This is a genomic window from Streptomyces sp. ALI-76-A (assembly GCF_030287445.1).
Classification (GTDB): Bacteria; Actinomycetota; Actinomycetes; order Streptomycetales; family Streptomycetaceae; genus Streptomyces.
This window is the reverse complement of record NZ_JASVWB010000002.1, coordinates 2,071,461-2,089,488: the sequence shown is the minus strand read 5'-3', so window position 1 is coordinate 2,089,488 and position 18,028 is coordinate 2,071,461. Positions and strand designations below refer to the sequence as shown.

The window sequence follows — 18,028 nt, the reverse complement described above, 5'->3', positions numbered from 1 at the left end:
CGCGGACGACGACGAAAGCCGCACCGCTGCGCCGCACGGGCGGAGAAGCGAACGAGGAGATGCAGTGAGCGTCACGGCAGCACAGGGGTTCACGGCCGCGGGCATCGCCGCCGGGATCAAGGAGAACGGCAACCCGGACCTGGCCCTCGTGGTCAACACCGGGCCCCGCCGCGCCGCCGCCGGCGTCTTCACCTCCAACCGCGTCAAGGCCGCGCCGGTCCTGTGGTCCGAGCAGGTACTCAAGAGCGGCCAGGTGTCCGCCGTGATCCTCAACTCCGGCGGCGCCAACGCCTGTACGGGGCCCAAGGGCTTCCAGGACACCCACGCCACCGCCGAGAAGGTGGCCGAGGTGCTCGGTCTCGGCGCCGGTGAGGTCGCCGTCGCCTCCACCGGCCTGATCGGCATCCTGCTCCCGATGGACAAACTGCTCCCGGGAGTCGAGCAGGCCGCCGGGGCCCTGAGCGAGCACGGCGGTGAGAAGGCCGCCATCGCCATCAAGACCACCGACTCCGTCCACAAGACGTCCGTCGTCACCAAGGACGGCTGGACCGTCGGCGGCATGGCCAAGGGCGCCGGCATGCTCGCCCCCGGCCTGGCCACCATGCTGGTCGTCCTCACCACCGACGCCGACCTCGACAGCGCCACCCTGGACCGGGCCCTGCGCGCCGCCACCAAGGTCACCTTCGACCGGGTCGACTCCGACGGCTGCATGTCCACCAACGACACCGTGCTGCTGCTGGCCTCCGGGGCCTCCGCGGCCAGCCCCGGGTACGAGGAGTTCGCGGAGGCCGTACGCGCCGTCTGCGACGACCTCGGACAGCAGCTGATCCGGGACGCCGAGGGCGCCAGCAAGGACATCAAGGTCGAGGTGATCAACGCCGCGAGCGAGGACGACGCCGTCGAGGTGGGCCGCTCCATCGCCCGCAACAACCTCCTCAAGTGCGCGATCCACGGCGAGGACCCCAACTGGGGCCGGGTGCTCTCGGCGATCGGCACCACCCGGGCCGCCTTCGAACCGGACCGGCTGAACGTCGCCATCAACGGCGTCTGGGTGTGCAAGAACGGCGGCGTCGGCGAGGACCGCGACACGGTCGACATGCGCTACCGCGAGGTGCACGTCGTCGCCGACCTCGCCGCCGGCACCGAGACGGCCACCATCTGGACCAACGACCTCACCGCCGACTACGTCCACGAGAACAGCGCGTACTCATCATGAGCACCACCCGCAAGCACACCGCGCTCCCCAAGGCGCAGATCCTCATCGAGGCGCTGCCCTGGCTGGTGAGGCACAACGGCAAGACCGTCGTCATCAAGTTCGGCGGCAACGCCATGATCGACGAGGGTCTCAAGGCCGCGTTCGCCCAGGACGTCGTCTTCCTGCACCACGCCGGCCTCAAGCCCGTCGTCGTGCACGGCGGCGGCCCGCAGATCAGCGCCGCCCTCGACAAGCACGGCATCGTCAGCGAGTTCAAGGCGGGCCTGCGCGTCACCACCGAGGACGCCATGGACGTCGTCCGGATGGTGCTGGCCGGGCAGGTCCAGCGCGAGCTGGTCGGACTGCTCAACCAGCACGGGCCGCTGGCCGTCGGGCTGACCGGCGAGGACGCCCACACCCTCACCGCCGTCAAGCACCAGCCCGAGATCGACGGGGAACTGGTCGACATCGGGCGGGTGGGCGAGATCACCGACATCGACACGGGCGCGATCGAGGCGCTGCTGGCGGACGGCCGCATCCCGGTCATCTCCTCGATCGCCCGGAGCCAGGACGACCACCATGTCTACAACGTCAATGCTGATACGGCGGCTGCGGCACTCGCTGCCGCGCTGGGTGCCGAGACCCTCATGGTCCTCACGGACGTCGAGGGACTCTACGAGGACTGGCCCCACAGCGACGAGGTGATCAGCCGCCTCACCGCGTCCCAGCTGGAGAAGCTGCTGCCGGACCTCAGCTCCGGCATGGTGCCGAAGATGGAGGGGTGTCTGCACGCCGTGCGCAACGGCGTCACCACCGCCCGCGTCATCGACGGCCGGGTCCAGCACTCGATCCTGCTGGAGATCTTCACCGACGAGGGCATCGGCACGATGGTCGTGCCGGACACGACCGACGAGGGGGACTCATGACCCGCAACGCCGAGCTCACCCAGCGGTGGCAGGGCGCGCTGATGAACAACTACGGCACGCCGCGGCTGCCCCTCGTGCGCGGTGAGGGCACCAGGCTGTGGGACGCCGACGGCAAGCAGTACCTCGACTTCGTCGGCGGTATCGCCGTCAACGCGCTCGGCCACGCCCACCCGGCGGTCGTCGAGGCCGTCAGCAGGCAGATCGCCTCCCTCGGGCACGTCTCCAACCTGTTCGTCGCCGAGCCGCCCGTCGCGCTCGCCGAACGGCTCCTCCAGCACTTCGGCCGCGACGGCAAGGTGTACTTCTGCAACTCGGGGGCCGAGGCCAACGAGGGCGCGTTCAAGATCGGCCGGCTGACCGGGCGGGGCCACATGGTCGCCACCGACGGCGGCTTCCACGGCCGGACCATGGGTGCCCTGGCCCTGACCGGCCAGCCCGGCAAGCGGGATCCCTTCCTGCCGCTGCCCGGTGACGTGACCCACGTGCCGTACGGCGACCCGCAGGCGCTGGCCGCCGCGGTCACCGAGGACACCGCGCTCGTGATCATCGAGCCGGTCCAGGGCGAGAACGGGGTCGTGGTGCCCCCGGCCGGCTACCTCAAGGCGGCCCGGGCCATCACGGCGGCGACCGGCTCGCTGCTGGTGCTGGACGAGGTGCAGACCGGGGTCGGCCGGACCGGGCACTGGTTCGAGTACCAGGCCCACGAGGGCGTCCTGCCGGACGTCGTCACCCTGGCCAAGGGACTCGGCGGCGGGCTGCCGCTCGGCGCCACCATCGCCTTCGGCCGGGCCGCGGAACTGCTCGGACCGGGCCACCACGGCACGACCTTCGGCGGCAACCCGGTCGCCTGCGCCGCCGGGCTCGCCGTCCTCGACACCATCGAGGCCGAGGGGCTGCTGCAGAACGTGAAGCGCCAGAGCGAGAAGCTGCGCGACGGTGTCGAGGCGCTGGGCCACCCGCTGATCGACCACGTCCGGGGTGCCGGCCTCCTCCTGGGTATCGTGCTCACCGAGCCGCTCGCGCCGAAGGTGCAGCAGGCGGCTCAGGACGCCGGTTTCCTGGTGAACGCGCCCGCCCCCGAGGTCGTACGGCTCATGCCGCCGCTGAACCTCCGCGACGGCGAGGTGGACGCGCTGCTCCAGGCGCTGCCCGGCATCCTGGACGTGGCCAAGGGGGACGGATGATCCGGGGAATGGGACGACGATGAGCCAGGCGCAGGAGCACGAGCAGACCGCCGGGCCTGCCGTGCCGCAGACCCGCACCGCGCGGCACCGCCGGATCGTGGACATCCTCAACCGGCAACCGGTGCGCAGCCAGAGCCAGTTGGCCAGGCTCCTCGCGGACGACGGGCTGAGCGTCACCCAGGCGACGCTCTCCCGGGACCTGGACGAGCTGAACGCGGTGAAGATCCGCAACACCGACGGCGACCTGATCTACGCGGTGCCGAGCGAGGGCGGTTTCCGCACCCCCCGGGTGCCGCTGGGCGGGTCGGCGAAGGAGGAGCGGATGCGGCGGCTGTCCGCGGAGCTGCTGATCTCCGCGGAGGCCTCGGCGAACCTGGTGGTCCTGCGGACGCCCCCGGGGGCGGCCCAGTTCCTGGCCTCGGCGATCGACCAGGCGGAACTGCACGACATCCTGGGGACGATCGCCGGCGACGACACACTGTTGCTGATCAGCCGGGATCCGGCCGGGGGGCAGGCGCTGGCGGACCATCTGCTGCGGTCGGCGCAGAACGGGCACTGAGGGAGGCGGGGGCACGGGCCGCCGGTGTCGGCCGCCTGTGCGGTGCCCCGTGTCCGTCCTGGATCTTCACTTACCCGAGGCGGGGGCACGGGCCGCCGGTGTCGGCCGCCTGTGCGGTGCCCCGTGTCCGTCCTGGGCCTTCACTTACCCGAGGCGGGGGCACGGGCCGCCGGTGTCGGCCGCCTGTGCGGTTCCCCCGCCCCTCACCGGCCTCGACTCACCCGAGGCGGGCTGCCAGGCCCCCCGTGCACCGCACCTCGTCGCCCGCCGTGATCAGCAGGGCCTCCACGTCCGGCAGGGACTCCAGCCAGCCGAGGGCCTGCCGCGAGCCCATCGCGAACGCCGCCGTGGCCCAACAGTCCGCCCAGGTCAGCTGCGGTGCCACGACGGTCACCGCGACCAGGTCGGTCACCGCGGAGCGGCCCGTGCGAGGGTCGACGATGTGAGTGCCGCGTTCGGCCGTACCGGAGGTGGCGACGGCCAGTTCGGCCGCGCCCGCCGCCGAGATCACCGCCGCCAGTCCGCCCGGGCGCAACGGGTCCGAGACGCCGACCCGCCAGGGCCTGGCCGATCCGGGTACGCCCAGCAGCTGTACGTCGCCGCCGCCGTTGACGCTGACGCCGCTCACTCCGGCGGCCTCGGCCATCCGCCGTGCCGCCCGCTCCGCCGCCCAGCCCTTGACGATGCCGGTCGGGTCGAGGCGGCCCTCGTAACGCATGCTGAACCAGCCGTCGCTCGCCCGCTCCGCCTCGGCGCCCAGCCCGAGCACCTCGGCGACCAGCGGGTCGCACTCCTCGACGGTCAGCTCGCCCCGGGCCAGCCGGGACACCTGACTGTCGTCGCGGTAGGTGGTGAACACCTCGTTCACCCGGTGCAGCCCGGCGACCGCCTCCCGCAGCGCGGTGCGCACGGCATCGGGATCCCCGCCGCGGACGTCGAAGGAGAAGACCGTCCCCATGACCTCCTCCGCATGACGTACCGCGGTGGGAGCCTGTGCCGATTCGGCCACCGTGTCAGCCACCGGCCTGGTCCAGCGCCGACTGGAGGGACTGCTTGTAGCCGGTGCTGGTGTAGGTGGCGCCGGAGACCGCGTCGATGTCGGCGGTGCCGGCGGCGACGGCCGCCTGGTTGAGCTTGGGGACGGCGTTGGCGGTGATCTGGTCGCTCTGGCCGCCCTTGGGCGCCTGGACGGTCTCGGCCTTGGTGATCTTGCCGCCCGCGACCGTGATCCGGACCTGGACGGCCCCGTACTGGGTCTGCGCCGCGTCCCCGGTGACGGTCTTGGACGCCGGAGCGGGGTCCGAGCCCTGGTCCTGGCCGGCGCCCTCGGACGGAGCCGCGTCCACCTGGTCCAGCGCCGACTGGAGGGACTTCTTGTAACCGGCGCTGGTGTAGGTGGCGCCGGAGACCGCGTCGATGTCGGCGGTGCCGGCGGCGACGGCCGCCTGGTTGAGCTTGGGGACGGCGTTGGCGGTGATCTGGTCGCTCTGGCCGCCCTTGGGCGCCTGGACGGTCTCGGCCTTGGTGATCTTGCCGCCCGCGACCGTGATCCGGACCTGGACGGCCCCGTACTGGGTCTGCGCCGCGTCCCCGGTGACGGTCCTGGCCTGGGCGCTGCCCGAGTCCTGGGACGACCCGGCGCCGGCCGCGGCGTTCGCCTTGTCGATGGCCGACTGGAGGGACTGCTTGTAGCCGGTGCTGGTGTAGGTGGCGCCGGACACCGCGTCGATGTCCGGGCTCTGCGTGGCGACCACCGCCTGGTTGAGCCTGGGGACGGCGTTGGCGGTGATCTGGTCGCTCTGGCCGCCCTTGGGCGCCTGCACGGTCTCAGCCTTGGTGATCTTGTTGGCGCTGACCGAGATGCGGACCTGGACGGCACCGTACTGGGTCTTGGCCGCGTCCCCGGTGAACGTGCCGGACGCGGTGGCCTGGGCGCCGCCCTGGGCCGACTCCTGTCCTGCCGCCGGCGGGGACGCCGCGCCGCCCGCGGCCGCGGCCGGGTCGGACGACGGCTTCAACGTCAGCAGCAGCACGACACCGGACACGGTGGCGGCGGTCGCCAGAACGACACGTCGGACGGGGTGACTCTTCCTCATCGCTTCAACAGCTCCTGAAATCCCGTCGCTCACATCTCGAACGACTCGTGATGGATGCGGCGGGCGGGCACACCCGCGCCGCGCAGTGCTTCGTACACGGACTGCGCGAACCCGGGCGGCCCGCACAGGAACACGTCGTGGTCGTCGATGTCCGGCAGCTTCTGCCGCAGCCGCTCCGCCGAGATGTCGGGGCGTTCCCCGTCCGGGCTGTTGACCGCGTACATCAGCCGGGCCCCGCGCTCGTCGGCGATCGTGGCCAGCTCGTCCCACAGCGCCAGGTCCTGGGTGCTGTTGGCCCGGTAGAGCAGGGTGATGTCGCCGGCCGCGCCGGGCAGCGTCTCGAACAGGGCCCGCATCGGGGTGATGCCGACACCGCCCGCGACCAGGAGCACCTTGCCGCGGCTGCGGCGGGCGGCGGTCAGCGCGCCGTAGGGGCCCTCGGCCCACACCCGGGTGCCGGGCGTCAGCTCGCGCAGCCGCTCACTGTGGTCGCCGATCGCCTTCACCGTGATCCGCAGCATGTCGGGGCGCGGCGCCGCCGACAGCGAGTACGGGTGCGAGCTGAACCGCATGCCCGGGGCCAGGAACCGCCAGCGGAAGAACTGGCCCGCCTCCGCGCCCATCCGGTGCAGCTTCCGCCCGCCGATCAGCACCGACACGATGCCCGGCGTCTCCTCGATGACCGCCTCGACACGCATCCGGTGCCGCAGGTTCAGCCGGATCGGGGTGAGGATCCGGTACCAGATCACCAGCGCCGTCACCGTGCCGTACAGCCCGTACCAGACCGTCTTGGCGGCCGGCTCGACGGCGAACTCGTTGCCGGTGGTGAGCTGGTGCCAGAACGTCAGGAACACCGCCGCGTACGTCAGCAGGTGCACGTGGTACCAGGTGTCGTACGGGATCAGGCGGCGGACCGGGCCGATCGACATCAGCCCGATGACGAACAGCAGGCCGGTGCCGATGGCGGCCTTGCCCATGTCGGGCAGCTGGTTGATGGAGTCCATGGTCTGCTGGACGATGTCGCCGAGGCCCTTGCCGGCCTGGAGGGCGTAACCCCACATGATCAGGAAGACGTGCGCGACGGTCAGGCAGAGCGTGTACCGGCCGCTCATCGCGTGCCAGCGCGCCACCCGGTCGGAGCCCACCCGGCGCTCCAGCGCCGGCACCCGGGCCATCTGGAGCACCACGAGCGCCATCAGATAGCCGGCCAGCAGGCCCGTGATCCGGCCCGCGTTGAGGATCCTGCCGTTGTTGTCGCTGATCGCGGGGGTGTTGGCCCACCACAGCCACAACACGCCGGCCGCGCCCGCCCACACGGCGAGCAGCAGCAGGGTCGCCGGTGAGCGGCGCGGGCGGATGCGGCGCATCGTCTGGCGGCGGGCGGCGCGGCCGCCTGCGAGCGTCGTGGTCACGGTTCCTCCGGGAGCGGGGCAAGGGGGGTGGCGTGGTCCCTTGGCCCACAGATACGTGCCGCGACGCCCGTGTGTTCAGCCGCCCGCCGAGTCCGGTGCACACGTGAGTGACCGGCGGTAACACGCCCCCGGGTCAGCGGTCCGGCTCAGTACCGCGTGATCGCCGTACGTCCGCTCACGGTCCCGATGGCCAGGTGCGGTCTGCGCCCGGGCTCGGCCCACCCGAGGATCCGCCGCATCGCCGCCGCGGACACCGACACGCAGCCGGCCGTCGCGCCCCGCCCGTGGACATGCAGGAAGATGCCCGCGCCGCGCCCCCGCACCGGCTCGGCGTAGTTGAACCCGACGACCATCGCGTACGCGTACTGCGTCCGGTAGGACAGCAACCGCTCCGACCGGCTCGCCCGGCAGTCCGCGGGACGCGGCTCCACCCACCGGTTGTAGGACCGCGAGGCGTTGTCCTGGCACCACCAGGAGGCCTTCCGCACCGCCCGGTACGGGTACGTCGTCCCGCGCGGCGCCGCCTCGACGCCGAAGGCGTACGGCAGGTCGTACAGCCCCGTCGGCGTCGTGTTCGTGCCCTGCCGGCGCGAGGTGCCCTCGACGAGACCCTTCGCCCCGAAGCGGGCCGGCGCCGAACCGGACTTCGTCCACCGGCCGTCCCGCCGGTCCCACCACGTCACCGTGCCCGACGTGGCGCCGGCCCGCGGGGCCACCGCGGTGAGCAGCTGGCCGCCGCCCCCGGTGTCCGCCATCCGCGCGGGCAGTGGCGGCGGTGCCGGTCCGCCGCCGGGGGCGGTGCCGAGGGTGAGCAGGGACGCGGACAGCAGGGCGGCGACGGCGGCGGGGCGCATGGCATCGACCGTAGGACGGGACGGCGGCGACGGCAGCCGGGCCGATCCGTTCGGGTTCGTCCCCGGGACGCCGTCGCCGTCGGCCGGACCGTCACCGCGCCCGCACCCCGCGCTCGCCGGCCCAGCGCTCACCGACCCACCACCGGGCCGACACTCACTCGTCCAGCGGGTTGAGCAGGTCCGCGCGGCCCTCGAAGGCGTACGGCATCAGGTCGGTCATCTCGAACACGTCCTTGGCGTTCCGCTCCGCGACCGGGCTCAGGAAGGGCCGCCAGAACGGGTCGCGGACGATGGAGTGCCGGCTCCCCTCCCTCGCGCGGTGGAACACCTCGGCGACGACGCGCCCGCCGACCCCCGTCAGCCGCCCGCTGCCGTTCGCCTCGGCCTCGCGCAGGATGGAGAACCCCAGCGGACGGCTCTCGGTGAGCTTCTTCCGCAGCCCCTCGCTGAGCCGGGCCCCGCCGCCGTTGCCGAAGTCGGACGCCGACAGCGGCTTCACCCCGAGGTGCCGGGCCGAACGGACGACGCTAGTGCCGTGGCAGGCGACGTTCGCCCCGTCGTGACGCCCGGCACGCCCTCTCGCCGCACCGGCCGAAAGCCCAAGTACATGCAGTACGAGGGCTTGCGGCCGGCACGCCGAGAGCACGCACCGGACGCCGCTCCTTGACGGGCAGACGTTGCCTGCCGCGGCACTAGATCGGACCCAGGGGCAGCGGGAGTCCCGGCAATCCGTCCATGCTGGTGGCGATGTGGTCCTTCTTGGCGAAGTACTCGCTGAGCGAGGCGTCGTCCTCCCGGGCGAAGCGCTGGGCGTGCAGCTCGCGGTCCGACTCGTACGCCATGCGGGGCACCGCGAACCCGCAGGAGTCGCGGATGAGTTCGGCCCGGACGACGATGACGGCGCGCAGTCCGTGCGCGGTCGCGTCGATGTCGGGGAAGCGGGCGAGCAGGCCGGCGAAGCGCGGGTCGTCCCGGAAGACCGGTTCGCCGCGGCCGTGCACGCGCACGATGTTCGGCGGGCCCTGGAAGGCGCACCACATGAGGGTGATCCGGCCGTTCTCCCGCAGGTGCGCGATCGTCTCCGCGCTGGAGCCGGCGAAGTCGAGGTAGGCCACGGTGAGTTCGTCGAGGATCACGAACGAGCCCCGGAGGCCCTTGGGGGAGAGGTTGACCGTGCCGTCGCCCGACAGTGGGGCGGACGCGGTGAAGAAGAGGGGCTGCGCCTCGATGAACGTCCGCAGCCTGCCGTCGATGCGCTCGTAGGTCTTTCCCATGTCAAGGGATTATGGACGCCAGTCTTTCGCCTGTCTAAGGAGTTTCGGCGTCCGCTTTCCCCGGGGCGCCTCAGGTCCGCGCCTCAAGTTCCCCCGGATTCCCCCGAGTCGAGTCCCTCGCGTGCCGCGAGTTCCTACAGTCCCGCACGGTGCCACAAGGTCCCGGAAACGTCTGTGGCCGCCCCGGCCGGCGCTCGCACGGGGCGGCCACAGTGCCTGTCAGGTCACTCGGTGACCGTGCAGGCGGCCAGGGAGTTCAGGCCCTGGGGCTTCTCGGCGGTACGGCCGATGGAGATGGCGATGCGGTCGATGGTCGACGCGCGCTTGTCCGCCAGCGGGCCGAGGATCGCGTTCTGGACGAAGTTCGGTCCGCCCTGGCCGACGGTGTCCACGATCCGCTGGTTGGCCTCCGCGATCTGCGTCTCGAGGAGGGCCAGGTTGCGGTCCACCTCGGCCTGCGCGGAGGCGGGGATCGCGGGCAGCTCGGACTCGACGTCCGGGCAGCTGATGGCGCCCGCCGCGCCGGCCCCGCCCGCGTCACCGGTGTCCTCGCCGGCCCCGCCGGCCTCCTCCGCGGCGGTCTCGCTCGGCGTGGCCTCCACCTCGCCGCCGGCCTCCTCACCGGCTCCGGCCTCCTCGCCCGCGCCCGCCTCCCCGCCCGGCTCGGCGGCACCCTCGGCGTCGAGCGCGCACGGCGCCAGCGCGTCGAGGCCCTGGGGCTTCTCGGCGGTACGGCCGATCGCGGTGGCGATCCGGTTGACGGTGGCGATCCGCTTGTCCTCCAGCGGGCCGAGGATCGCGTTCTGGACGAAGTTCGGCCCGCCCTGGCCGACCGTGTCGACCAGCCGCTGGTTGGCCTCGTCGATCTGGGTCTGCAGCAGGGTCAGGTTGCGGTCCACCTCGGCCTGCGCGGAGGCCGGGATCTCCGGCAGCTGGGAGGCGACGTCGGGGCAGCTGATGGTGCCGGGACCGGCCAGCGTCCGGGCGTTCGAGGTGCTGCTCTTGGACGGCTCCCCGGCGAGGGCGGAACCGGCGATGACGGCGCCGGTCAGTGCCACCGCGGCGGCGCCGCCGATCAGGGTGACGCGACGCTTGTTGTACTTCGGAAGAGCCCTGGACATGCGGATGCCTCACTCGGGTCGGGGGGTCTCGGCGTGGACGAACGCGGCGCCTGCGTTCGGCGAGAGATACGGGTAAGCGGTTTCCCGTGTTCAAAGCCCCGTCGGAATTTCTCCGCCCCGGTGACGCGATTGACGAATCATGCAGACTCCTGCATACTCATGCATGACAGCGAACGCAGCGTGAGGAGAAGACCCGTGACCGAGCGCGTCGTACTCGCCTACTCGGGCGGCCTGGACACCTCCGTCGCCATCGGCTGGATCGCCGAGGAGACGGGCGCCGAGGTCATCGCGGTCGCGGTCGATGTCGGCCAGGGCGGCGAGGACCTGGACGTCATCCGCAAGCGCGCGCTCGCGTGCGGCGCGGTCGAGGCCGAAGTGGCCGACGCCAAGGACGAGTTCGCCGAGGAGTACTGCCTCCCGGCGATCAAGGCCAACGCCCTCTACATGGATCGTTATCCGCTGGTCTCCGCGCTCTCCCGGCCGACGATCGTCAAGCACCTCGTCGCCGCCGCCCAGAAGCACGGCGCCACCACCGTCGCCCACGGCTGCACCGGCAAGGGCAACGACCAGGTCCGCTTCGAGGCCGGCATCGTCGCCCTCGCGCCCGGCCTCAGGTGCATCGCCCCGGTCCGTGACTACGCGATGACCCGCGACAAGGCCATCGCGTTCTGCGAGGAGAAGAACCTCCCGATCGCGACCAGCAAGAAGTCCCCGTACTCCATCGACCAGAACGTCTTCGGGCGGGCCGTCGAGACCGGCTTCCTCGAGGACATCTGGAACGCCCCGATCGAGGACATCTACGAGTACACCTCGAACCCGGCCACCCCGCGCGAGGCCGACGAGGTGGTCATCACCTTCCAGGACGGCGTCCCGGTCGCCGTCGACGGCAAACCCGTCACCGTGCTCCAGGCCGTCCAGCAGCTCAACGAGCGCGCCGGAGCCCAGGGCGTCGGCCGGATCGACATGGTCGAGGACCGTCTCGTCGGCATCAAGTCCCGTGAGGTGTACGAGGCTCCCGGCGCGATCGCCCTGATCACCGCCCACCAGGAGCTGGAGAACGTCACCGTCGAGCGCGAACTGGCGCGCTACAAGCGCCAGGTCGAGCAGCGCTGGGGTGAACTGGTCTACGACGGCCAGTGGTTCTCCCCGCTCAAGCGCGCCCTGGACGGCTTCATCGACGAGGCGAACCAGTACGTCTCCGGGGACATCCGGATGACCCTGCACGGCGGCCGCGCGGTCGTCACCGGCCGGCGCTCCGAGGCGTCGCTGTACGACTTCGACCTCGCCACCTACGACACCGGCGACACGTTCGACCAGACCGCGGCCAAGGGCTTCATCGACATCTACAGCCTGTCGTCGAAGATCGCGGCGCGGCGTCAGTCGCGGGCCTAGCCCGACGAGACCTCGCGCAGCGAGCGCGACCTCGCGCAAGCGATAGCGTGAACGCCGCCTCCCTGACCGCCGGTCGGCAGGGAGGCGGTGGCACACCCACGACCATGCCTTGACACGGCCCTGCCTTTGAGGAGCAACGCAAGTGAGCAGCAACAGCGGTGACGTACGGCTCTGGGGCGGTCGTTTCGCCGACGGTCCCGCCGAGGCCCTGGCGAAGCTGTCCGCGTCCGTCCACTTCGACTGGCGGCTCGCGCCCTACGACATCGCCGGTTCGCGTGCCCACGCGCGCGTGCTGCACAAGGCGGGGCTGCTCACCGAGGACGAGCTGACCCGGATGCTCGCCGGGCTGGACCGGCTGGAGGCGGACGTCGCCGACGGTTCCTTCGTCGGCACGATCGCCGACGAGGACGTCCACACCGCCCTGGAGCGCGGCCTGCTGGAGCACCTCGGCCCCGACCTCGGCGGCAAGCTCCGCGCGGGCCGCTCGCGCAACGACCAGGTCGCGACCCTGTTCCGCATGTACCTGCGGGACCACGCCCGGGTCGTCGGCGGTCTGATCGCCGATCTCCAGGACGCGCTGATCGGGCTCGCGGAGGCCCACCCGGACGTGGCGATGCCCGGCCGCACCCACTTGCAGCACGCCCAGCCGGTGCTCTTCGCCCACCACGTCCTGGCGCACGCGCAGGCCCTGTCCCGGGACGCGGAGCGCCTGCGCCAGTGGGACGCGCGCACGGCCGTGTCGCCGTACGGCTCCGGTGCCCTGGCGGGGTCCTCCCTCGGCCTGGACCCGGAGGCGGTCGCCAGGGACCTCGGCTTCGAGCACGGCAGCGTCGGCAACTCCATCGACGGCACGGCCTCCCGTGACTTCGCGGCGGAGTTCGCCTTCATCACCGCGATGATCGGCGTGAACCTCTCCCGGATCGCCGAGGAGATCATCATCTGGAACACGAAGGAGTTCTCCTTCGTGACCCTGCACGACGCGTTCTCCACCGGCTCGTCGATCATGCCGCAGAAGAAGAACCCCGACATCGCCGAGCTGGCGCGCGGCAAGTCGGGCCGTCTGATCGGCAACCTGACGGGACTGATGGCCACCCTCAAGGCCCTTCCGCTCGCGTACAACCGCGACCTCCAGGAGGACAAGGAGCCGGTCTTCGACTCCATCGACCAGCTGGAGGTCCTGCTGCCCGCCTTCACCGGCATGATGGCCACGCTGACCGTCCACCGCGAGCGCATGGCGGAACTGGCCCCGGCCGGCTTCTCGCTCGCCACCGACATCGCCGAGTGGCTGGTCAAGCAGGGTGTGCCGTTCCGGGTCGCGCACGAGGTGGCCGGTGAGTGCGTCAAGGTCGCCGAGGCCGAGGGCAAGGAGCTCGACGAGCTGACCGACGAGCAGTTCGCGAAGATCTCCGCCCACCTCACGCCCGAGGTGCGGTCGGTGCTCAACGTGCACGGGGCCCTGGCCTCGCGGGACGGCCGCGGCGGCACGGCACCGAGTGCGGTGGCCGTCCAGCTGGCCGAGGTCAGGGCGGACGTGGCGGCCCAGCACGAGTGGGCCACCGCCAAGCGATGACCGCCGAGGGGCGCGGGGAACCGCGTCCCCCCGAGGGGCGCCGAGAACCGGACGAGCGGCCGCCACGCGCCCGCTCCCGCCGGACCGCCGCACGCGTCCGGCCCTGAGGCGAAGGTCGTCACGGGTTACGTTGGTCGCACGCCGTACCGGAGCCGACCGAACGGAGCCCGCGATGCCCTTCGCCCGCCTGGCCGCAGCAACGACCCCCACCTGCCACATCGGCTTCGGTCTCGCCGCGGTCGGCCGGCCCGGCTACATCAACCTCGGCCGGGACCACGACCTCGGTGCGGACCGCAGCGTCGACGCCCTGCGCGCCCGCACCCACGAGCTCCTCGACGCCGCCCACGCGCAGGGCGTCCGCTACTTCGACGTCGCCCGCTCCTACGGCCGTTCGGAGGAGTTCCTCGCCGACTGGCTGCGGGCCCGCCCCGGCATCGACGACGTGGTCGTCGGCAGCAAGTGGGGCTACACCTACACCGCCGGCTGGACCACCGACGCCGAACAGCACGAGGTCAAGGACCACGGCGTCCCCACGTTCGAGCGGCAGCGGGCCGAGACCGACGCCCTGCTCGGGGACCGGCTCGACCTCTACCAGATCCACTCGGTGACCCCCGACAGCCCCGCCCTCACCGACAAGGAACTGCACGCGAAGCTCGCCGAGGCCGCCGCCGGGGGCGTCACCATCGGCTTCTCCACCAGCGGGCCGGCCCAGGCCGACGCGATCCGGGCCGCCCTCGCCGTCACGGTCGACGGCGAACCCCTCTTCCGAACCGTCCAGTCGACGTACAACGCCCTGGAGACCTCGGCGGCCCCCGCCCTCGCCGAGGCGCACGACGCCGGACTCACGGTCATCGTGAAGGAGGCCATGGCCAACGGGCGTCTCGCGGAGCCGTACGCGCCCCCCGCGCTGAAGGCCGTGGCCGAGGAGACCTCGCTCGGCTGTGACGCGATCGCCCTCGCGCTGGTGCTCCGCCGGCCGTGGGCCGGGGTCGTCCTCTCCGGAGCCGCGACCCCCACCCAGCTCGCCTCCAACCTGCACGCCGCCGTCGCCGACCTGGACGAGGACCAGCTGGCCAGGCTGGACGTGCTCGCGGAGGAGCCGCACGTCTACTGGGAGCGGCGCGGACAGCTGCCCTGGCACTGATCCCCAGCACAGGACGCCCGGGACACACCCCTGAGCGGTGACGGTGAGACAGTCATGCCCGTGATGAGACATTCATGTCTCAGCTGGGTTATGGTCGTCTCATGTCTGTCGACCGTGACCACGTGCTGCGCAGTGCCGCGGCCCTGCTGACCCGTAGATCCACCGCGACCATGGACGAGGTCGCCAAGGCCGCCGGGATCAGCCGGGCCACGCTGCACCGCCAGTTCGCCGGGCGGGACGCGCTGGTCCGGGCGCTGGAGGCGCTCGGCATCGCGGAGTGCGAGGCCGCCCTGGACGCGGCCCGCCTGGACGACGGCCCCGCGAGCGACGCCGTACGCCGCCTGGTCCGCGCCCTCGAACCCGCCGCCGGGCTGCTCGCCTTCCTCTACACCGAGAACCAGCTGTTCGAGGGCGAGGAGCAGAACGCGGGCTGGTCCCAGCTCGACGAACGGATCTCCGCCCTGTTCCGGCGCGGCCAGCTGGAGGGCGAGTTCCGGATCGACCTCACGCCCGCCTGGCTCGCCGAGGCGCTGTTCGGACTGCTGGCCTCCGGCGTCTGGATGGTGCAGAGCGGCAAGGGCGCGCCCAAGGACTTCCAGCACATGATCGTCGAACTGCTGCTCGGCGGCGCGCTCCGGCGTCCGGGGCCACCTCCGGGGCCACAGCGGTCGGCGTAGCGCACGAGGCATCCCGTACGAGACCCCGCGTACGACGGCCCCCGCAGCACAGCTTCCGCACGACACCACCCCGCACGACAGAGAGAGGAATCATGACCAGCATCCTGCGGCCGGCGAACCCGACCGAGGCGGTGCAGCGTCCCGGCCGTTGGCTCGCGCTGTCCGTCCTGGTGCTCGCCGTGCTGCTGGTGGCCGTCGACGCGACCGTCCTCGGTCTCGCGACCCCGTACATCAGCGAGGACCTGGAGCCCACCGGCACCCAGCTGCTGTGGATCGGTGACGTCTACTCGTTCGTCATCGCCGGACTGCTCGTCTCCATGGGCAGCCTCGGCGACCGCATCGGCCGCAAGCGGATCCTGCTCATCGGCGCGACCGCGTTCGGGGCGGTCTCCGTCCTCAACGCCTACGCCACCACACCCGAGTTGATGATCGCGGCCCGGGCCCTGCTCGGAGTGGCCGGCGCGACCCTGATGCCCGCCACGCTCGCCCTGATCCGCAACCTCTTCCACGACCCGCGCGAACGCAGCCTGGCCGTCGGCATCTGGGGCGCGACGGCGTCCGCCGGCACGGCCGTGGGACCCATCGTCGGCGGTTTCCTGCTCGAACACTTCTGGTGGGGCTCGGTCTTCCTGATCAACCTGCCCGTGATGGCGGTCCTGGTCCTCGTCGGCATCAAGCTGCTGCCCGAGTCGCGGAACCCCAGTCCCGGCCCGTGGGACATGCTCAGTGTCGTGCTGTCGCTGGTCGGCATGATCGCCCTGGTGTACGCCGTCAAGGAGGGCGCGACCCACGGCCTCACCTGGGAGACGCTCGGCGCGGCCCTGCTGGGAGCGGGCGCGCTGCACGGCTTCGTGCGACGGCAGTTCAGCCTGCCGGCCCCGCTGCTGGACATGCGGCTGTTCCGCCACCGCGGCTTCAGCGGCGCGGTCCTGGCCGACCTGCTGACCATCCTCGGACTGTCGGGGCTGGTGTTCTTCCTCTCCCAGTACCTGCAACTCGTCCAGGGCAGGCGGCCGTTGGAGGCCGGCCTCGCCGAGCTGCCGGCCGCCGTCGGCGCGGTGGCGGCCGGTCTGATCGCCGGCACGACGGCCCGGCGGTTCTCGGTACGGTCCGTGGTCGCCGGCGGACTGGCGGCCGTCGGCCTCGCCCTGGCCTCGCTCACCGTCATCGACCAGTCCACCGGCTACCCGCTCCTCGGCGCCGCGCTGCTGGTCGTCGGCGTCGGCGCGGGCTTCTCCTTCACCGTGACCGCCGACGTGATCCTCTCCAGCGTGCCCAAGGAACAGGCGGGTTCCGCCTCCGCGGTCTCCGAGACGGCGTACGAGCTGGGCGCGGCCCTGGGGATCGCGGTGCTCGGTTCGATCGTGACCGGTGTCTACCGCGACTTCACGGGCCCGGTGGGCACGCCGGCGGAGGCGCGCGAGTCGTTGGGCGGGGCGGTGGAGGCGGCCGGGGGGCTGCCCGCGCACACGTCCGCGGCGATGCTGGACGCGGCCCGCGAGTCCTTCGTGGACGGCCTCGCCCTCGCCGCGGGCGTGGGCGCGGCGGTCCTGCTGGTGACGGCGGTGGCGGCCTGGTTCCTGCTCCGGGGCCAGCGGCTCGACGGCGGGCGGTAGGGGGTGCGGGCGGTGGCGGGCGTGGCGTGAGCGAGGCGGCCGGAGATCGCCCCACCCTCGCTTCCGCGACCCCACCCTCGACACCGTGGGGGAGGTCCGCCACGCCGCCCCGCTGAGACGGGAACTCCCGGACCGCTCCCGGTTCGACCCGCCGGTCGCGTGACCGGCCGGACCGGGAAGCGGACGAACCGCCAGAACACCGCCCGGGACACACCGACGGCGGGCCGCCCGAGGGGCAGCCCGCCGTGAGGGGAAAGGTCCTACGCCGCCTTCGCCTTGGTGGCGTACATGTCGACGTACTCCTGTCCGGACAGCCGCATGACCTCGGTCATCACCGAGTCGGTCACCGCCCGCAGGACGTAGCGGTCGCGGTCCATGCCCTCGTAGCGGGAGAACTCCATCGCCTCGCCGAAGCGGACCGTGACGCGGCCGGGGCGCGGGAAGCCGGCGCCGCCGGGCTGGATCTTGTCGGTGCCGATGATCGCGAACGGCACGACGGGCGCGCCGGTCATCATGGCCAGCCGGGCGATACCCGTCCGGCCCCGGTACAGCCGGCCGTCGGGGGAGCGCGTGCCCTCCGGGTAGATGCTGAAGACCTTGCCCTCCTCCAGCACCCGGCGGCCGGTCATCAGCGCCGCGACACCGCCGCGGCCACCGTCCCGGTCGACCGGGATCATGCCGCAGCCGGTGAAGAACCAGGCCATCAGCCGGCCCTTGAGACCCTTGCCGGTGACGTACTCGTCCTTGCCGATGAAGAACACCTGGCGGTCGCAGAAGAGCGGCATGATCATCGAGTCGATGAACGTCAGGTGGTTCCCGGCCAGGATCACCGCACCCTCACCCGGGATGTTCTCCGCGCCCTCCACCCGTGGGCGGAACATCAGGCGCATGATCGGTCCGAGCACTGCCTTGATGAGCGTGAAGCGGGACAACGGGCCCTCCGGTGTCAAGAGAACGACCAGGGAATCTGTATGAGTCTGTGCAGGTGAGGACATTACTCGCGGCCCG

The 18,028-nt window shown here is 72.1% G+C and carries 16 protein-coding genes and 2 pseudogenes; 9 read left to right on the top strand and 9 right to left on the bottom strand.

Annotated features, from left to right (window positions below):
- The first annotated feature begins 64 nt into the window (after positions 1-64).
- From argJ to QQS16_RS10350, 4 genes are read left to right on the top strand one after another with little or no spacing between them, the layout of a single operon-like run.
- Entirely contained in the window at positions 65-1,216 is a 1,152-nt protein-coding gene (gene argJ / locus QQS16_RS10365; RefSeq protein WP_286061331.1) for a bifunctional glutamate N-acetyltransferase/amino-acid acetyltransferase ArgJ, read from the top strand.
- Complete coding sequence (gene argB, locus QQS16_RS10360; RefSeq protein ID WP_286061330.1) at positions 1,213-2,121, top strand: acetylglutamate kinase; 909 nt, start codon at positions 1,213-1,215, stop codon at positions 2,119-2,121. The genes argJ and argB overlap by 4 nt, the downstream gene beginning before the upstream one ends.
- Positions 2,118-3,305: an acetylornithine transaminase gene (locus QQS16_RS10355; protein ID WP_286061329.1), complete on the top strand. Its 1,188-nt coding sequence runs from the start codon at positions 2,118-2,120 to the stop codon at positions 3,303-3,305. The genes argB and QQS16_RS10355 overlap by 4 nt, the downstream gene beginning before the upstream one ends.
- Positions 3,306-3,324: 19 nt before the next feature.
- Positions 3,325-3,864, top strand: a complete 540-nt coding sequence (locus QQS16_RS10350) for an arginine repressor (RefSeq protein WP_286061328.1) — start codon at positions 3,325-3,327, stop codon at positions 3,862-3,864.
- Between the two features lie 217 nt (positions 3,865-4,081).
- Here QQS16_RS10350 and QQS16_RS10345 read toward each other — a convergent pair whose 3' ends face one another.
- The 8 genes and pseudogenes from QQS16_RS10345 to QQS16_RS10310 all read right to left on the bottom strand — a co-directional run bounded on the left by QQS16_RS10345 (position 4,082) and on the right by QQS16_RS10310 (position 10,621).
- Entirely contained in the window at positions 4,082-4,822 is a 741-nt protein-coding gene (locus QQS16_RS10345; RefSeq protein WP_286066279.1) for an FAD:protein FMN transferase, read from the bottom strand.
- Positions 4,823-4,877: 55 nt separating this feature from the next.
- Positions 4,878-5,099 (bottom strand): annotated as a pseudogene (locus tag QQS16_RS43930) (FMN-binding protein); the annotation flags it as partial.
- A gap of 111 nt (positions 5,100-5,210) precedes the next feature.
- Positions 5,211-5,960 (bottom strand): annotated as a pseudogene (locus QQS16_RS10335) (FMN-binding protein); the annotation flags it as partial.
- 29 nt (positions 5,961-5,989) lie between these two features.
- Positions 5,990-7,372, bottom strand: coding sequence for a ferredoxin reductase family protein (locus QQS16_RS10330; protein WP_286061327.1), 1,383 nt, complete (start codon positions 7,370-7,372; stop codon positions 5,990-5,992).
- 146 nt (positions 7,373-7,518) lie between these two features.
- Positions 7,519-8,226, bottom strand: a complete 708-nt coding sequence (locus QQS16_RS10325; protein WP_286061326.1) for a L,D-transpeptidase family protein — start codon at positions 8,224-8,226, stop codon at positions 7,519-7,521.
- A 154-nt stretch (positions 8,227-8,380) separates the two neighbouring features.
- A complete protein-coding gene (locus tag QQS16_RS10320; RefSeq protein WP_286061325.1) occupies positions 8,381-8,725 on the bottom strand; it encodes a hypothetical protein in 345 nt (114 codons plus the stop codon).
- Between the two features lie 193 nt (positions 8,726-8,918).
- Positions 8,919-9,500: a pyridoxamine 5'-phosphate oxidase family protein gene (locus tag QQS16_RS10315; protein ID WP_286061324.1), complete on the bottom strand. Its 582-nt coding sequence runs from the start codon at positions 9,498-9,500 to the stop codon at positions 8,919-8,921.
- A 224-nt stretch (positions 9,501-9,724) separates the two neighbouring features.
- Positions 9,725-10,621 (bottom strand): hypothetical protein, encoded by an 897-nt coding sequence (locus tag QQS16_RS10310; protein ID WP_286061323.1) that lies wholly within the window; start codon positions 10,619-10,621, stop codon positions 9,725-9,727.
- 195 nt (positions 10,622-10,816) lie between these two features.
- Here QQS16_RS10310 and QQS16_RS10305 point away from each other — a divergent pair, with 195 nt between their 5' ends.
- The 5 genes from QQS16_RS10305 (at position 10,817) to QQS16_RS10285 (ending at position 17,020) form a co-directional block, all read left to right on the top strand.
- Positions 10,817-12,013, top strand: a complete 1,197-nt coding sequence (locus QQS16_RS10305) for an argininosuccinate synthase (RefSeq protein ID WP_286061322.1) — start codon at positions 10,817-10,819, stop codon at positions 12,011-12,013.
- A gap of 142 nt (positions 12,014-12,155) precedes the next feature.
- The gene (gene argH / locus QQS16_RS10300; RefSeq protein WP_286061321.1) at positions 12,156-13,583 is read left to right on the top strand and encodes an argininosuccinate lyase; all 1,428 of its coding nucleotides are present in this window, start codon (positions 12,156-12,158) and stop codon (positions 13,581-13,583) included.
- Positions 13,584-13,755: 172 nt separating this feature from the next.
- Positions 13,756-14,727, top strand: coding sequence for an aldo/keto reductase (locus QQS16_RS10295; RefSeq protein WP_286061320.1), 972 nt, complete (start codon positions 13,756-13,758; stop codon positions 14,725-14,727).
- Positions 14,728-14,828: 101 nt separating this feature from the next.
- Positions 14,829-15,404: a TetR/AcrR family transcriptional regulator gene (locus QQS16_RS10290; protein ID WP_286061319.1), complete on the top strand. Its 576-nt coding sequence runs from the start codon at positions 14,829-14,831 to the stop codon at positions 15,402-15,404.
- Between the two features lie 92 nt (positions 15,405-15,496).
- Positions 15,497-17,020, top strand: coding sequence for an MFS transporter (locus QQS16_RS10285; protein WP_286061318.1), 1,524 nt, complete (start codon positions 15,497-15,499; stop codon positions 17,018-17,020).
- Positions 17,021-17,280: 260 nt separating this feature from the next.
- On the opposite strand, the gene QQS16_RS10280 is transcribed toward QQS16_RS10285, so the two are convergent.
- Positions 17,281-17,952 (bottom strand): lysophospholipid acyltransferase family protein, encoded by a 672-nt coding sequence (locus QQS16_RS10280; RefSeq protein ID WP_286061317.1) that lies wholly within the window; start codon positions 17,950-17,952, stop codon positions 17,281-17,283.
- Positions 17,953-18,028: the final 76 nt, after the last annotated feature.

Coding starts and splice junctions, on each gene's coding strand:
- argB (WP_286061330.1), top strand. CDS start 1,213: ATGAGCACCACCCGCAAGCACACCGCGCTCCCCAAGGCGCAGATCCTC.
- QQS16_RS10355 (WP_286061329.1), top strand. CDS start 2,118: ATGACCCGCAACGCCGAGCTCACCCAGCGGTGGCAGGGCGCGCTGATG.
- QQS16_RS10350 (WP_286061328.1), top strand. CDS start 3,325: ATGAGCCAGGCGCAGGAGCACGAGCAGACCGCCGGGCCTGCCGTGCCG.
- QQS16_RS10345 (WP_286066279.1), bottom strand. CDS start 4,822: ATGGGGACGGTCTTCTCCTTCGACGTCCGCGGCGGGGATCCCGATGCC.
- QQS16_RS10325 (WP_286061326.1), bottom strand. CDS start 8,226: ATGCGCCCCGCCGCCGTCGCCGCCCTGCTGTCCGCGTCCCTGCTCACC.
- QQS16_RS10315 (WP_286061324.1), bottom strand. CDS start 9,500: ATGGGAAAGACCTACGAGCGCATCGACGGCAGGCTGCGGACGTTCATC.
- QQS16_RS10310 (WP_286061323.1), bottom strand. CDS start 10,621: ATGTCCAGGGCTCTTCCGAAGTACAACAAGCGTCGCGTCACCCTGATC.
- QQS16_RS10295 (WP_286061320.1), top strand. CDS start 13,756: ATGCCCTTCGCCCGCCTGGCCGCAGCAACGACCCCCACCTGCCACATC.
- QQS16_RS10290 (WP_286061319.1), top strand. CDS start 14,829: ATGTCTGTCGACCGTGACCACGTGCTGCGCAGTGCCGCGGCCCTGCTG.
- QQS16_RS10285 (WP_286061318.1), top strand. CDS start 15,497: ATGACCAGCATCCTGCGGCCGGCGAACCCGACCGAGGCGGTGCAGCGT.